9 protein-coding genes are annotated in these 17,302 nt (G+C 32.9%); 5 read left to right on the forward strand and 4 right to left on the reverse strand.

Annotation, left to right across the window (positions count from 1 at the left end):
* Window positions 1–9: 9 nt before the first annotated feature.
* The 4 genes from DFQ06_RS05910 to DFQ06_RS05925 all read right to left on the reverse strand — a co-directional run bounded on the left by DFQ06_RS05910 (window position 10) and on the right by DFQ06_RS05925 (window position 8,896).
* Complete coding sequence (locus tag DFQ06_RS05910; RefSeq protein ID WP_042504622.1) at window positions 10–3,093, reverse strand: SusC/RagA family TonB-linked outer membrane protein; 3,084 nt, start codon at window positions 3,091–3,093, stop codon at window positions 10–12.
* A 487-nt stretch (window positions 3,094–3,580) separates the two neighbouring features.
* Window positions 3,581–4,513: a family 16 glycosylhydrolase gene (locus tag DFQ06_RS05915; RefSeq protein WP_133966642.1), complete on the reverse strand. Its 933-nt coding sequence runs from the start codon at window positions 4,511–4,513 to the stop codon at window positions 3,581–3,583.
* Window positions 4,514–4,547: 34 nt separating this feature from the next.
* On the reverse strand, window positions 4,548–6,023 hold the full coding sequence (locus DFQ06_RS05920; protein WP_133966644.1) for a sulfatase-like hydrolase/transferase: 1,476 nt from the start codon (window positions 6,021–6,023) through the stop codon (window positions 4,548–4,550).
* A 362-nt stretch (window positions 6,024–6,385) separates the two neighbouring features.
* On the reverse strand, window positions 6,386–8,896 hold the full coding sequence (locus DFQ06_RS05925; protein WP_133966646.1) for a T9SS type A sorting domain-containing protein: 2,511 nt from the start codon (window positions 8,894–8,896) through the stop codon (window positions 6,386–6,388).
* A 351-nt stretch (window positions 8,897–9,247) separates the two neighbouring features.
* On the opposite strand from DFQ06_RS05925, the gene DFQ06_RS05930 reads away from it, so the two are divergent.
* The 5 genes from DFQ06_RS05930 (at window position 9,248) to aldA (ending at window position 17,259) form a co-directional block, all read left to right on the forward strand.
* On the forward strand, window positions 9,248–10,903 hold the full coding sequence (locus DFQ06_RS05930) for a tetratricopeptide repeat protein (RefSeq protein WP_083415688.1): 1,656 nt from the start codon (window positions 9,248–9,250) through the stop codon (window positions 10,901–10,903).
* Between the two features lie 508 nt (window positions 10,904–11,411).
* Entirely contained in the window at window positions 11,412–12,428 is a 1,017-nt protein-coding gene (locus DFQ06_RS05935; RefSeq protein ID WP_074935668.1) for a zinc-dependent alcohol dehydrogenase, read from the forward strand.
* Window positions 12,429–12,466: 38 nt separating this feature from the next.
* Window positions 12,467–13,231 carry an SDR family NAD(P)-dependent oxidoreductase gene (locus tag DFQ06_RS05940; RefSeq protein ID WP_208326566.1) on the forward strand — a complete coding sequence of 255 codons (765 nt, stop codon included), beginning with the start codon at window positions 12,467–12,469 and terminating at the stop codon, window positions 13,229–13,231.
* Between the two features lie 21 nt (window positions 13,232–13,252).
* Window positions 13,253–15,787 carry a glycoside hydrolase family 2 protein gene (locus DFQ06_RS05945; protein WP_133966650.1) on the forward strand — a complete coding sequence of 845 codons (2,535 nt, stop codon included), beginning with the start codon at window positions 13,253–13,255 and terminating at the stop codon, window positions 15,785–15,787.
* A gap of 17 nt (window positions 15,788–15,804) precedes the next feature.
* On the forward strand, window positions 15,805–17,259 hold the full coding sequence (gene aldA / locus DFQ06_RS05950) for an aldehyde dehydrogenase (RefSeq protein WP_133966652.1): 1,455 nt from the start codon (window positions 15,805–15,807) through the stop codon (window positions 17,257–17,259).
* Window positions 17,260–17,302: the final 43 nt, after the last annotated feature.

Below are 17,302 nucleotides of genomic sequence, written 5' to 3' on the forward strand. Positions count from 1 at the left end.
TTTAATTTTTTAAAAACTTATTTGAAAACCTAACATAAACTGACGTGTAACTGGGTAATTACCACGATCTACACCTCGAGTAAATATACCATCACCTCCTACTTCTGGATCGTAACCAGAATAGTTAGTAAATGTGAATGGATTAGTTGATGTTAAGTATACTCTTGCTTTTTCAATTCCTGTATTTGAAATATCAGGGATAGTATAACCAAGCGTTATAGCTCTAATTCTTAAGTAAGTTCCATCTTCTATAAAATAATCGGAACCTGCTTTTACATTACTATGGAATCCATTTTGTCTGAATGTAGGCACATCTGCAGTTGGATTTTGTGGAGACCACATATATAATAAATCTCTATGTCTTCCATTTTTATAAGCATATAGCTTGGCGCCGTTATAAATTTCTGAACCATGAGAATAAAAACTTGAAACATTAAAATCGAATCCTTTATAGTCTAGATTTAATACAAACCCTGCTTCGAACTCTGCTTGTCCTGATCCTGAATAAACTCTATCATTATCATCTACCTTGTTGTCATTATTGGTATCCTTGTACATCATATCTCCTAACTGAGGTGTACTTAAACTACTTAAATCTAACTGAGTATATTCATCTAACTGCTCTTGAGTTTTAATTACCCCATCATTTTGAAGAAGGAAAAAAGCACCAGCTTCGTAACCTTTAGCTAAAAAAGTAGTGTATTCTACATTATTACCCATAGAAATTATAGGTCTACCGTTAGCATACCCTCTATCTATACCGTTTAAATCTGTTACTTCGTTTATGTTTTTAGTGAACGTACCTGATAAGCTGTATTTAAAATCGCTACCAATTTTGTCTTTATAACTAATGGCAATTTCGAGTCCTTTGTTTACCATATTTCCTCCGTTAACAACTTTTACATCGTAAACTCCAGAAGCTCCAGTTTGGTAAGTACCCGAAGATGCAGGAAGGCGTTCTTGAAGTAGCATATCTTTTTTATCATTTTGATACAAATCTGCTGTTATAGCTAATTTGTTTTTAAACAAGGATAAATCCACACCAATGTTTTTAGACAAAGTAGTTTCCCATTTAATATTAGGATCTACATAACGTCTTTGAATAGCTCCAAAATTTAATTCTTCATTCGGACCAAAAGGATAATTTATTCCAGACTCTATAATAGGCGTAAATAAATATGGTGCAATACCTTGGTTACCTACTTCTGCCCAACTTCCTCTTAACTTAAAATTACTAATGGCTTCAATATTAAACCAGTTTTCTTCATGTATATTCCAACCTGCAGAAAAACCGAAGAAATTACCATACCTGTTAACTTCAGAAAATTTAGAAGAACCATCGCGTCTATAACTTGCAGAAAACAAATACTTTTCATCATAGTTATATTGTACTCTAGCTAATTTACCACTTAGAGTTGTAGTTTCATTATAACTTGTTGGCTTAATACCTTCTGAACCACTTCCTAAAGTTTGTAAATCGTTACTTGCATCATCACTATAAATAACGCCAACACCTAAATTTCTTCTTTCAAATCTTTCATAAGAAAGTACACCTAATAAAGAAAGGTTATGCTTTCCGAAACGCGTTGAATAATTTAAAATATTCTCAATAGACTCTCTTTTAGAAAAGATATAATCTTCATTTAACAAAGCATTTGGTGTAGATGCCGTAGCACTATAATCGCCAGTACGTGTATATGCTAAATATTGAGGTCTAAAAAACTTTCTAAAATAATTAAATTCATTTCTACCAAGGTTTACTTTATACTTTAAACCTTTTGCAACTTCATATTCTAGATTAAGCGCTATGTTGTTTGATTTTGTTTCTCTTTCATCAACATTATCTAATTGACGTGATAAATAGCTATAAAAAATTTCGTTACCCACATCTAGCTCTACACTATTTTCACCAACAGATGGAATAGCGCCTAATGGTCTAGACCATGGTTGCTGCCCTACGCCATACTCATAAAGCGACCAAGGTTCTTGTGTACGATTCTCTACTGTATAACCAACAGTAGCAAAAGCTTTAAATTTTCCTTTAGTGAATTGTCCCGTTAATCTATTTGATAATCTATCAAACCCAGAATTTATTAAAACACCATCTTGCTTAAAGTAGTTTGTAGCAAAATTTAACGTTAAGTTTTCTAGACCTCCAGATATATTTAAATTTAGATTTTGAATAGTAGCATTGTTATTTTGAACATCGCTCACAAAATCGGTATCATAATCTAAAGGATCTGCATTGAAGAAAAACGTTAATGGTTCTGTTCCCAACAATTCGGTAGTTACTTCTAAAAGATATAATTGCTCAACAGTATTCATTAAAGGTGTCCCTGAAGTAATATTTTGAATACCTGAATACGTATTAATGTCAATTTGCATTTTACCAACTTTACCTTTTTTGGTAGTAATCAAAATAACACCATTTGATGCTCTTGTACCATAAACGGAAGCTGCAGCACCATCCTTAAGGATATCGATACTTTCAATTTGCTCTGGAGCAATGTTTGGATTTCCTTCATAGGGAATGCCGTCTACAACGTAAAGTGGCCCTAAAGCGCCTGAACTTATAGAACCTAGTCCTCTAATTTGTACGTTGGCTGCTTCTCCTGGTCGTCCACTCGATGCCTGAATATTAACACCGGCTACTTTTCCTTGAATGGCCGAACCTAAATCTGAAGTTGCTACGCTAACAATATCCTCAGAACTTACATTAACAACCGCCCCAGTAACTTCTTTCTTTTTTTGAGTTCCATACCCAACAATTACAACCTCATCTAGTTCAGATAAGTTCTCTTCTAGAACGACATCAATTTGTGTTTTGCCATTAACCGAAACATTTTTTGCTTTAAAACCTATAAAGCTAAATTCTAAGACCTCGCCGCCTCCAGCTTTAATTTCATACAACCCATCAAAATCGGTTACAGTACCTTTGGTTGTTCCTTTTACTAAAACATTTACACCAGGCAAAGGTTGCCCATCGGAGGTCACCTTTCCTTTAATTGTTAGGTTTTGGCCGTGCATGAGTCCATAACTCATAAACAGCATGAACGCTAACCCGTATTTCATAATTGTTAGTTTAATACTCATAAGTTTATTTAGTTTATAAAATTGATACCCCAATATTATAAATTTGATAAAAAAATGGCGAAATACTGACTTGACATGAACTTTACCCTACAATAATTTAACATTTTTATACTTGACATGACCTTGACATTAATAGCCAAAAAAACAAAACAAACACCTAAAAACCAACACCTTAAACACAAAATACGAACACAACATATCTCAAATTTTAGATTATTAAGCTTTTATTGCAAAAATTAAGAGCTTCTTGCTCAGTTTAAATTGAAAAAACAAAAATGTCATTGTTGTTAAAAAAATAGGCTGTATTAAAATACAGCCTAGATCAATAAATGCACAACTACTTCGAAAACTATACAATTATTTTTTTAGCACTTTACTATTTTATAAAGAGCAGTAATTTGTACTTTTCTTTTTAAAATTGGAACAAAAAAACCAGAGAAATTAACTTCTCTGGTTTAATTTAATTTTATTAAAACTGTTAACCAATTTACTCAGGTTTAAAAACCCTTATATAATCAAAATAATTTCTTGTTCTTTCAGGGTTTGTTACACCTGGATCGGTAAGGTAGTCAATACCATTACTTTCTCTCCAACCTTGCGCTGCTTGACTTAGAATTAAATACATAGGCTTATTTAAACCTGTACTATTTGTGTAGTTCTCTGGGTCTATTTGATTCTCTGGAGTTCTTCTAACCTCTTTGCCATCTACAAAATACCGCAAATCTTTGGGGCCCCACCACAATACACCATACCTATGGTAATCTTGGGACCAAACTGTATTTTCACCATCAGCATACCAAGTTTCTGCACCTGTAGGTTGATAATCTTGAAATGGACTTCTAATAAAAACATGATGACTTAAATGCAATCTCTTAGAAAAATAATCGTTAGTTACATCACCATAAGCTTCAAGATTGTCTATTTCTTGAGTAGAATCTTCACTTAGCATCCACACAGCACACGCTAAAGGCGAGTTACTTATTTTTGCCCGAACCTCCATATATAAAGGGTATTTAACCATTTCTTTTGAGCTAATGCAACCTGTTTCCACAGTTCCATTAATTATGGCCGCTTCATATATCAACTCTCCATTACTAATAGCGGAACGAGAAGGGGTATACCTGGTTTTATCAGGACCTCTCCATCCGTTAAAAAATTTATCTTGCCAGTTAGTTGTAAATTCAGCAGATGATTTATCGGATGAAAATTCGTTTGAGAATTTATCTTGATATTTCCAAAACTTACCTTCATTTGGTATAGGTAATTGCTCAGGAAGCATATATTTATCTTCAGTTTCATAGCCTAAATCTTCAATATCAGTTTGTTCCTGCTCTTCAACTTCTTTTAAAAGAGAATTAGCTTTCTCACAACTGAAAGCAAAAACGCATAACACTAATATTATATAACTTATATGTTTCATTTCTTTTATCTTTTTTAAAAATGTGAAAATCAAATTATTCAATTGTTTTTGGAGTACGTTTTAAAGCTTCTACTTTTAATTCTTCATGTAATTCTCTATACATTTCTAATCGCTTTTTTTGATAGGCATTAGCTTGCAGCCAGATAACAGGTTGATTATTGGCATTCCAATTATTCCACAAATTCGCCATTTTCTTTCGCTGTAGGTTACTAGATTCTATAAGGTTATTAGATTCAAATGGGTCTAATTCCATATTATAAAGCGCCATATTTTTATTCTCTAATAAAAATTTTGAAGTTGAAGTTCTTACAGCCCATCCCTTACCTTCTGATGCTCGCCAAAACAGTGCACTATGAGGAGAGCCTTTTACTTCATTTTGTAGGTATGGCAACAAATTCACACCATCAAGTTTTGCATTCTCGGTGTCAGCTTCAGAAACTGCAATAGCTGTTGCTGCAATATCCAATGATGAAACCAACCCCTCAAACTGTCTAGGTTTTTTAACTCCATTAGGCCAGTGCACTATAAATGGAACATGACTCCCACCTTCGTACATAGAGCCTTTACCTTTTTTAAATGGATAATTACTAGAAAAAATCTCTTTATTATATCCGGTAGTTGCGACCCCTCCATTGTCGGAAAGGAAGAAAATAATAGTATTGTCTAATTTTCCACTTTCTTTAAGCGCATCCACAACCATACCAATACCTTCATCCATCTTATCAATCATGGCCGCATAAATGCGACGTTCTTTACTTTCGATATGCTTATATTTTTCAATAGTTTCTTTTGGAGCTTGCAGTGGCATGTGCGGAGCGTTATAAGCCAAATACAACATAAAAGGCGTATCTGATTCCTTAACAAATTTGGCAGCATCACGACTTAAGGCCGTGGTAAGATATTCATTAAATTCTCCTGCCCCATTATTTAAAACAAGTGGATAAAAATCTCCTTCGTTGGCTCCATAATTAGGTTTTCCTTTTTTATTTACTAGGGGTATAATAGTATTTACTTGTTCTGGAAAATAGGTATGTCCACCTGATAAAAACCCATAAAAATGATCAAAACCTCTATTATTAGGATGGTAAGGAGCTGCCGCACCTAAGTGCCATTTACCAATAATTCCCGTTCTATAACCGGTTTCCTGCATACGTTTGGCAAAGGTTTTTTCTTCAAGCGGTAAACCCATATACAGATCAAAAGGAGAATAGGTTGAATTGATTTCCATTCCGAACCTAGCCTGATACCTACCTGTTATAAGTCCTGCACGAGAGGGACCACAATAAGGATGTGTTACATAACCATTTGTAAACACAATACCATTATTTGCCAATTTATCTAATTGTGGTGTAAAAATATCTTTACATCCAGTAAATCCAACATCGTGATACCCCAAATCATCGGCCAGTATTACTAATACATTAGGACGATTTTGTGCCGTAAGAAGTGTAGATTGCCCGCACAAAAACGAAACAATTAGAAGAGATATAATTGAAACTTTCTTTTTCATATTTTAAACTTAAAGGTTTTATTTAACGAGTACTTACAAAAAACACGTGCTTTTTATAAGTTTAAAATCACATTATTTGGATCAGAAACATCTTGACCTGAATAATCGATAGTGAAATCATAACTGAGTGCAACATTTAGCGTTGCATTAGTTCCTGCCTTAAATTAAAAAAAAGCCTGGTCTGGCCTGATCGTTTATGGAGGCCATGAAACATTTTTTTGAGCAAAAGCAAATGTCCCACTCAATAATAAAATAATTTTTTCATACTATTTAGTTTTAGATTAATTATATAACAAATCAAATATTTTATTTAAGTAAATATTAGAAAAGGTACTTCACATAAATTAGACAATTCGAAAAAACTACTTTTTTAGCACTTTAAAATGATGTCCTGTATCTGTTTTTAAAAAGTAAATACCGTTAGTAAGTTCGGATATATCTATTTCGGTATTCTTTTTAAACGATTTAACCCTTAAGCCTGCAATATTATAAACATGAATATTATTGTAGTTTACGGCTCCTTTAAAATTAATAACACCCTTAGTTGGATTAGGATATAGCTTTATTGAAGGCGCTAATTTGTTATCCTGAACATCTAAAGTTAAATTTCTTAAATCACTACTAAAATTAAATACTTGTAAAGTTAATGTACTAATATGCCCACCGGTATCTCCAAACTCTACGGAAACCGTATTATCTGCTTGAATTAAACTAAAAGGAACAGGGATTTCTAAAACTCCAAAAAAGCGTTCACGTTGTGCCTGATTATCTCCTCTCCAATTCTCTGGTACATCAACCAAAGTACCATTTACTTTTATTGTAGGTTGTAAAGATGTGCCATGCAATCTACCCAAACCTACTCTTAAAACAGCTTCACCAAACGTGCTTTTTAACACATCATTTACTTGAAAATTTGTAGTTTGATTTGCAATAATAGGCTGTAAATACGTTGTAGCATAATATTTTGTTTCGGTAGTTGTTTCATCAATTAAAATAGCATTACTAAAAGTATACTCTAAAATCATGGTACTTTCAGCATTTAAAGTTACAGTTGAAGTATTTACTGCTATAGATTCTTCTAATAACTGAGGTAAATTACTTCCATCCAAATACAAGTGCTTTTTTATTAAAGAAGCAATAGATAAACCATCGATTTCTATTACATCTAAATCAATTTCTTCATCTGTAAAATTTAAATTATTGAGTATAACATAAGCTTTATTACCATCTACATAACCATCAACTTGAATATCTAAATTATCTGAAAACGTATCTATTCTAGTACCATTAACATCACTCCATAACTGATAAAACTTTACCATATCGGTATATACCCACTGCCCTGTATAACTCGTTGGTTCGTTTTCTTTACGCATTAAACGATGATTGTAAGGAATGCCATTATTATAACCCCACTCAGCCTTTACTATCACGAAATTGATAGCAGAAGCAATATTATTTGGTCTATCTAGAAAAGACATTAATTGAGCATTTTGCGCTTTTAAATGAAGCCAATCTCTATACGGACTCCATTGTTGATTTGAATAATCGTGCATTTGTGCGCCATATTCTGAAATTACAAATGGTTTTACTTCTCCAAAAGACATATAACTGTATTGCTCCATCATATCAAGAGTAGCTTCAACATTACTACCCGAGCGTAACTTTTTCTGCCCACCTCCTATTGAAGGAAAATCGTATAGATGTATAGACCAAAAATCCATGTTATTACCTGCAACATCCATAAATAGCTTATCCCTATTTATCCAACGTTGAAAATCGCCTTTCTCAAAATTTGGAAAAGCAGCAGTATAACCACCTACCTTAACATTGGGTACTTGAGCCTTTATAGCTATGGCGACATCGTTATGAAAATCTGCAACTTCTTGTAATGAATTGGTATAATCCTCTGGTCCGCCGAGGTGTTCGTAAGCAGGTTCATTTATAATTTCAACAAACTCGGGAACGGGTTGACCATTATTGCCATGAAACTCATTGATATAACGCCCCATATATTCACCAGTTGCAGTTCCGTTAGCAAAACTCCAACCTTGGTTTGTTGCTTTTTGTCCTTCGCCTGTCCAAAATGGATATTTTTGAGCACCTAAAATTAAAGTATTTCTGGCTTCATAAGGATGTAAATTTGTTTGAGACGCATAAGTATTACGTCTATTTAAACCTAGTGATGCTATATGTGCCGGATTAGCGTAACCTGTTCTAGCTGGATCTTCTTGCATTTGATTTGAAAACCACGATACACCACCAGTATCTCTACCCATGTAAACATCGTAACCATTCAAAAAATGATCTCTTAAATCTGCTGTAAAATTAGTTCCGTTCCATTCATTTTCAGTTTGACTCGCATGAATTGTAATAAATTTGGAACGGTCTAATATTTCAATACCTCCTACAATATGCTTTGCATTCAGGATCGCTGTAACTTTAGAATTAGCATTAATGCTTGATGCTACGGTAACATCAACACTGCCGTTCGCAGAGCCTCCGCCATCATCAACCAAAAAAATAATTATTTTATAAAAATGTCCGGCTGCCAAAGTATTACTTTCGGGTACATTAGCCGGAATTGCGTAATTGTAATTTATAACATCACTATTTGCATGTGTATCTGTAGGTGATCCACCAAGCGGGCAAGTCATGAAAGCTCCATATTGAACAACCGTGTTTTCTGCTGCATCAACTTCGCGAATCCAAACACATATATAATCTAAATCAGGCGTATTATAGGTTAGTTCCATATCTACAACCTGCCCAGGTGAAAATGTTAAGTTTGTTGGTGCATTTGTCCAAGAAATTGAACTTTGTGCAGCTAAAATAGTTGATGCAAAAAAAAATAATAGGGTAATTTTTTTCATGATTTTTTATATAAAATTGATTTTTTGTAAGTATTAATGATAAATGTATATAAATCACATAGGCATATCATTAATTTCAACTTGACAAAAACTTGACAAACCAACTTCTTAGTATTTGCGCACCTTTAGATATACTTAACATTCAACTAAATAAAATATATTTACTCCTTTGTATAAATAATTTTCTATATAAGAAATCATATATATACTTAAATTTAAATTCAAAATTATATATTTACCCACACCAACAATTACACAATTCTTTAAAAACAAGACTTATTTTGTATTATTTTCAACATTAACTTAATAAGTTTATATTTTTAATAACTAAACAGCATTACAAACAAATTAATGATGGTAAAAAAAAATATTAAGTTTTACAACAATTTAGAACACCTAAAAAGCACTAGAGTTTTAAATATTTTAGCACTTATTCTCTTTTTAATTACTGGAAGTCTAAGTGCTCAAAACAATACAAAACAATCATTTGATAGGGCGATGGATTTGCGCTTTAAAAAGCCAGATAGTTCAATCATCTTATTTCAAAAAAGCCACGAAGCTTACTTAAAAAATAAAGACACCGTTAATGCTATAAAAAGTTTAATGGAATTATCTCTAGTTTATGGAAATAGAGCCCAATATGCCAACTCTTATAATGTATTATGGAATGCTTTATTACTTACCGATAACACAAAACTCGAAACAACAAAATCTCTTGTTTATAATAGATTAGGTAGTATATATAATTATTTTAAAAGAGAAGACAAGGCTTTAGAATACTTAAAAAAAGCATTAGAAATTCACAAGTCTTTGGTAAAACAAAACAAAATTCCAGCATCAGGCCTGGTACCCTACTATTTTTCAATAACTACAAGTTATAGAGAGTTAAAAAAAACGGAGCTCGCTAAAACATACCTAGATAGTAGCTATTTATATTTCTCTAAAAGTAAACCAGCTATAGCAGAGTCTTTTTTAGAATTTGAAAAGGCCAATATTATGGCATTACAAGATAAAAATGAAGAAGCGCTGGTAATTTTTAAAGATATACATCCGTGGTTTGTGGAAAATGAACCTTCATATTTAGTCTTGTTTTACAAATTTTGGGGTGATATTTATCTCAATTTAATGCAACTTGATAAAAGTGAAACATTATACAAAAAGGCGCTAAACGTATCTTCAGAATACGAAAGTCATATTGACTTTACACCGTTAATTTACGAAAAACTTACAGAGCTATATTTAAAACAAAATGATTACAAAAATGCTTTTGCAAACTTGCAAAAAGCAAAAGATTTGGATGCCAAATTCTTTGATAGTCGTAGCCCTAACAATCATTTTCTTTTGGAAATCAAGGATTCTTACAGACTTGAAAAAGACAGACAAGAAAAACTTATACAAGCTCAGCATTTAAGACAGCTAGAGCAAGAAGACGAGATAAAAAATCTACAAAGAATTATTTTACTTGTATCGGTTGTTTTTATCCTTATTATTGGGTATTTCTACATAAAAAATCTAAGAACAAAACACAAAGCAGAAAAACAACTTATTAGGCGTAATAAAGAGTTGGAAATAAAGAAAGCTAAAGAACTTTTAGAACTTAAAAACAAAGAACTAGCAGCTTCTGCGCTTCAATTGATAGAAAAGGATGAGTTCATGAAAAACCTTAAAACAAAAATTAGAGAAGGCGAACCAACCATTAAAAAAAGTGAATTAAATAAAATTTTAAGATCTGTATCTGTGGATAACACCAATTATTGGGAAGAATTTAAATTACGTTTCATAGAAGTTAACAAGGACTTTTATGACATTATTTTTGCCAAATATCCAAAACTCAGTCAAGGCGATCAAAAAATTTGTGCCTTAATAAAATTAAATATGTCTAGTAAAGAAATGTCTCGATTGCTAGGTATTTCTGTTGAGTCTGTACACACTTCAAGACACCGCATTAGAAAAAAAATGAACCTAGATAGAAATATAAACCTCGAAGATTACATAAATTCTTTATAGTATAGTTTTTGTCAGTATTAAAACGCACTCTCAACTCCTTTGTAAAGTTTAAATCAAGTTGATTTAAACGCTATTTATGGCTCTATCTTCTAATTTAGCCATGCTCGATACTACACTGCTTTTAAACCTTTTATTAGTCCGTATTTAAGACTACTAAAGGTTTTAGCACGTGTATGTATTAAACATTTATCTCATTAAAATCTTTTCAATTAAAAATTAATGCACACAACACATGTGTTCTTTTTTATGAGGCTAATTAAGTTACTAAAGGCTATAAAAAATATAACCAAAGTATACGGAGTAAGCTAGATTTTGTTTGAAATGACAATATGAGATATATCTAAAACCATATCAGATACAGCTCGGCTTATAAATTAATTAAAATTGTCCTGCTGATGTACCAGTAAAATTTTAAACACTTATACAAGGGAATTTCTACTGGTAAAATTCTGGCAAAGCATCAAATTTTAAACAACAGACAAACTCACATAAAATAAAATCTATAATAATGAAAGCAACAGTTTACGAAGGCAATAAAACCTTCAAAGTAATCGACAAAGAAATTGAACAACCAAAAACTGGAGAAGTTCAAATTAAAGTAGCCTATGTTGGCGTTTGTGGAACAGATGTGCATATTTATCATGGTATGATGGATAAACGTGTGAACATTCCAGAAACTATTGGTCATGAAATGTCTGGAGTTATAGAAGCTGTTGGCGAAGGAGTAAGTGGTTTTTCGGTAGGTGAAAAAGTAGTTGTTCGCCCATTGGATGACAGAAAAGTAAAAGCGTCTGATAAAGGATTTAATCACATTTGTGAAGAGTTAAAATTTATTGGTATTGATAGCCCTGGTGCTATGCAACAATATTGGAATGTGCCAGCATTTACATTGCACAAACTAAAAGAAAATACAGATTTAAAATTAGCAGCTTTAATAGAACCTTTGTCTGTTGCAGCACACGATGTACGCTTAAGCGGATTAGTTAAAGGTGAAACTGCTGTAGTTTTAGGAGGTGGCCCTATTGGTTTATTAGTTGCTATGGTTGCTAAAGAAGCTGGTGCTCAAGTTATTATTTCCGAAGTAAACCCAAAACGTATTGAAAAAGCAAAATCATTAGGTTTTGATGCTGTAAGCCCTATCGATGTCGATCTTGTTGATTATGTGAGTGGCAAAACGGAGGGTAGAAAAGCCGATGTAGTTTTTGAAGTTGCTGGTGTACAACCTGCATTAGATGTAATGTGTGAAGTAGCAGGTATTCGCGGACGTATTGTTATGGTTGCCATACATGGTGTTAAAAAAGAAGTTGATTTATTTAAATTCTTCTGGAAAGAATTAAAATTAATTGGTGCTCGTGTTTATGAAAAAGAGGATTATGAAAAAGCAATTACTCTAATCACGGCAAACGAATTACCATTTGAAGATATGATTACAGATGTGCAGCCTCTAAGCAATATTCAACAAGTATTTGAAAACATAGACAATAACCCTGATGGTTTAAAGGTACTTATGGACTGTCAAGCGTAATAAATTAAGTAAAAAACATAAAAATATAAACGATGAGTATTTTAAATAGTTTCAGTTTAGAAGGAAAAACAGCTATAGTTACGGGCTGCAAAAGAGGTATTGGTAAAGGTATGGCTATTGCTTTAGCCGAAGCTGGTGCAGATATCATTGGAGTATCGGCTACATTAGAATTAGAAGGTAGTGCTATCGAAAAAGAAGTAACTGCCCTAGGAAAAAAATTCACAGCTTATCAATGTGATTTTTCAGATAGAAAAGCATTATACACATTTATAAAAAGTGTAAAAGCGAATCACTCTCAAATAGATATTTTGGTTAATAATGCAGGAACTATTTTAAGAACTCCAGCGGCAGAACATCCAGATGATATGTGGGATAAAGTTATTGAAGTAAACCAAAACTCACAATTTATATTAACTCGTGAATTTGGAAGAGATATGATTGCTCGTGGTTCTGGTAAAATCATTTTCACAGCATCATTATTAACATACCAAGGTGGTATTACAGTACCAGGTTATGCAGCAAGTAAAGGTGCTATTGGCCAAATGATTATGGCTTTTGCTAACGAATGGGCAGGTAAAGGTGTTAATGTAAATGGTATTGCGCCAGGATATATTGCTACCGATAATACAGAAGCATTACGTAACAACCCAGAAAGAGCAGATTCTATTTTAGCGCGTATACCAGCTGGTAGATGGGGAGAACCTAAAGATTTTGCAGGACCTATTGTATTCCTAGCATCAAAAGCATCAGATTATATGCATGGTTCTATCACACTAGTAGATGGTGGCTGGATGGGGCGATAATGCAACAAATTCAAAACAACCATGAAATACAATAAAAAAATAAAATTAATAATTTTAAATTTTGTATTCTTTATATCTCTAGCAGCTATAGCACAACCCGGATCTGAAGTTTCACACAAAAACAACAGTCAATTATCGCAAGATTTGAGTGGTTTTAAGTGGAAAATGAAAATGATGCTTCCGGGAGAAGGTGTAAAAGCAGGATTGCACGAACTTCCTCCTGAAGATATTGAAACTTTAGTTTGGAATGCTGCTCAAGTGCCAGGTGATGTCTATACCGATTTATGGAAAATTGGAGCTATTGATGATCCATATTTTGGAAGAAACAGCGTAAAAGCCCAATGGGTTATGCACTATGAATGGTGGTATTCGCTTCAATTCAATGTTACTCAAGATCTAACCGACCAATTAGTACGGTTAGATTTTGAGGGTGTTGATTATGCCTGTGATATTTGGTTGAATGGTCATTTTTTAGGAAGTCATGAAGGAGCTTTTTCAGGTTTTTCATTTGATATTAATCATGCCATACGAAGCAGTAAAAAATATCTAGCTAGTTCTAATATTTTAATGATTAGGCTTGCTCCTCCTCCACAAGTTAATGCTAAAGTAGCCGGCAGAAAAACACCTTGGTTTGGTGATTATTGGAGAGACTTAATTCCTTTTGGGATTTATAGACCAATAAAAATGGTATATACAGGTAAAACAAGAATTAAAGATGTTTACTTACGTCCTAAGATTGAAGCTAATAATAACGCAAAGGTAACGCTCGAAGTAGAAGTTGAAAATACAGAAGCTGAGGCAAAAGACATAACTTTTACATCTACAATTCAGGGTAAAAACTTTAAATCAGATATTATTACCACGGTATTTACAGAAAAAATTGCCCCTGGTAAACATACAATTAAAAAAGACATCTCAATTAAAGACGCCAAATTATGGTGGCCTTGGGATATAGGGAAACCAAACTTATATATATCTAAACTTTCAATATCTGAAAATAAAATTAATCATGATTTTAAGGAAACTACTTTTGGTATACGTGAAGTTAAAATGGAATGGAATCCTGGTTTTACTAAAGATGAAGTAAGTTTCCCTAGAACAACACTTATCAATGGTAAAAAAATATTTATACGTTCTGCCTGTTGGGGAGGGCCTCCAGATATTTTTACAGGTCGAACGTCTAAAGAAAAATACAAAAAATTAATTCAGTTAGCAAAAGAGGCAAACATGAATAACATTCGAATTTTTGGATGGCACCCTTCTGAAATCCCTTTATTTTATGAATTATGTAACGAAGCTGGTATTACTGTTTGGAACGACGTTATACCTCTAGGAACTGGAAATTTATCACATGATGAAGATTTTATAGCAACAACTATTGCTGAAGGTGTAGCTGTAATTAAAGAACGTAGAAATAATCCTTCTTTAATAATGATGGAAGGTGGTGAAGAAATGTTTTTACGTTCTGGAGATCCAAAATTCACTAGAGACTTTTTAGAGCGTTTAGGTAAAACATTACAAGAAAATATAGATTTACCATATGTTCCTGATTCACCTTTAACTTGTGAAGCTTCACAAGAAGCTGGCTACAAACCCAAAGAAGCAGTTCATGCTTTAGCATATTTTTATAACATGGGCCATGCTCCTATGGAAGATTGGATTAATAAATTAGATTTTCCTATTGTACCCGAACTAGCTATTACTTCAGTACCAAATGTTGAAAGCTTAAGAAAATTTATCCCTGAAAACGAAATATGGCCACCAGGTCCAAGCTGGGGACATCATTGGGCAGATTTAGACCGTTTACGAGCTCAAAATTTCGACACTTTTGGAAGTGAAAAAACAGGTTCTCTTCAGGAATTTGTTGATGCAACTCAAGATGCTCAAGGTATTATTTTTCAATTATCAATAGAGCATTTTAGAAGAAACAAACCAAAAACAAGTGGAATTGCACTCTGTCATTTTATTACTTATTGGCCAGATATGAAATGGGGTATTGTTGATAATTATCAGCAAAAAAAGCGCTCCTTCAATTATGTTAAAACAGCTTATCAGCCTGTTTTAATAAATCTTCAATTCGAAAAAAGAAGATGGTCTAACAACGAAGCTTTTAATGGTAAAATTTGGATTGTAAACGATTTTTATAAAGAATACAAAGATTGTATTGCAAGTTATACTATTACCAATGATAACGCTGTTGTTTTAAACAAAGGATCATTTAAAATAGATAAAATTGATGAAAATAGTTCTAAAAAATGGTTGGATTTAAATGTAGATGTGTTAAAAAAAGTAAAAAATAATTTCCATGTGAATTTAGAATTAAAAGATAAAAATAGCAACTTAATTTCTAAAAACAAATACATGCTTTTAATCGGCAACCATACTGCTGCTGCTAAAGAGTTTAAGGCCATGGGAAATGAAATTAGACAAAGAAATGCAACATATAAATACTCCAACTATAATCAGTTTTTTGATAAACTAACTGGCGAAAATGGAGAAGTTTATGAAAGTGAAACAGACACAATTATTGCAAGAGGATTTAAAACTAAAAATTAAACAAAAAATATACTAAAATGGCAGAAATTAAAGAATACCAATTATTTATTAATGGCGAATGGAGAACTTCAACTTCTGGTGATACCATTGATATTGTAAACCCTTCTACTGAAGAGATAGTAGCACGTGTACAAAACGGTACTGCTGAAGAAGCTATTGAAGCTCTAAAAGCTGCTGATAAAGCACAAAAAGAATGGAAAAAATTACCTGCACGCTCTAGAGCAGATTTACTATATAAATTAGCTGCGGAAATTAAAGCAAATTCTGATTATTTAGCTGAATTGCTAGTAAAAGAGCAAGGTAAATTATTAAAGGTAGCAAAAATGGAAGTTGCTGTTACAGCTTCTTTTATTGAATATGCTTGCGAAGGTGCTAGAAGAATTGAAGGCGATATTATCCCTTCAGATAATCCTAACGAGCAAATATGGATTCAAAAAATACCTAGAGGAGTTGTAGTTGCTATTACAGCATGGAATTTCCCTTTAGCATTAGCTGGACGTAAGTTAGGTCCTGCCCTAGTAGCAGGAAATACTATTGTTATAAAACCAACTTCTGAAACGCCTTTGGCAACTTTAGAGTTAGGAAATCTAGCTAATAAAGTAGGTATTCCTGCCGGTGTTATTAATATTCTTACTGGCCCAGGTAGAGCAATGGGTAATGCTTTAGTTGAGAGCCCTATCTGCAAAATGGTAACCATGACTGGGTCTACACCTGTTGGTCAACAAATTGCTAAAAACGCTGCACAAAACTTAACGCATGTACAATTAGAATTAGGAGGAAAAGCACCTTTTATTGTTTTCGAAGATGCTGATATTGATGCTGCTGTAGCATCGGCTTTACATTCTCGTTTTGATAACTGTGGCCAAGTGTGTACTTGTAATGAGCGCATGTATATTCATGAAGATATTTATGAAACTTTTATGGAAAAGTTTATTACTGCCACAAAAGCGCTTAAAGTTGGAGACCCGATGTTAGACGATACAGATATGGGACCAAAAGTAAATGCTTCGGAATTAAAACATATGGAACATTTGGTTGCTGTAAGTATTGAAGAAGGTGCAACTGTTGCTACTGGTGGTAAAAGACCAGAAGGTTCTCAATTTGAAAAAGGCTATTGGTTTGAGCCAACCGTTTTAACCAACGTTAAACAAGATATGACTATTGTTCATGAAGAATCCTTCGGTCCTATTTTACCTGTTTTAAAATTCAAAACTTTTGAAGAGGTTATTGGTTATGCTAACGATTGTGAATATGGTTTAGCGGCTATGGTTTTTACAAATAACATGAATACTATAATGAAATGTAATGATGAGTTAGAATACGGAGAAATTTACGTAAACAGAGGTCATGGAGAACAACACCAAGGCTTTCATAACGGTTACAAATTATCTGGTTCTGGTGGTGAAGATGGTAAATATGGTTTTGAACAGTACATGGAAAAGAAAACTTTTTACATAAAACATAAAGCCTAATTAGTGAATTGAATTGGTTTTGAATGAATCAAAACCAATTCAA

This window comes from Algibacter lectus, assembly GCF_004368925.1.
In the GTDB taxonomy this organism is placed as follows: domain Bacteria; phylum Bacteroidota; class Bacteroidia; order Flavobacteriales; family Flavobacteriaceae; genus Algibacter; species Algibacter lectus.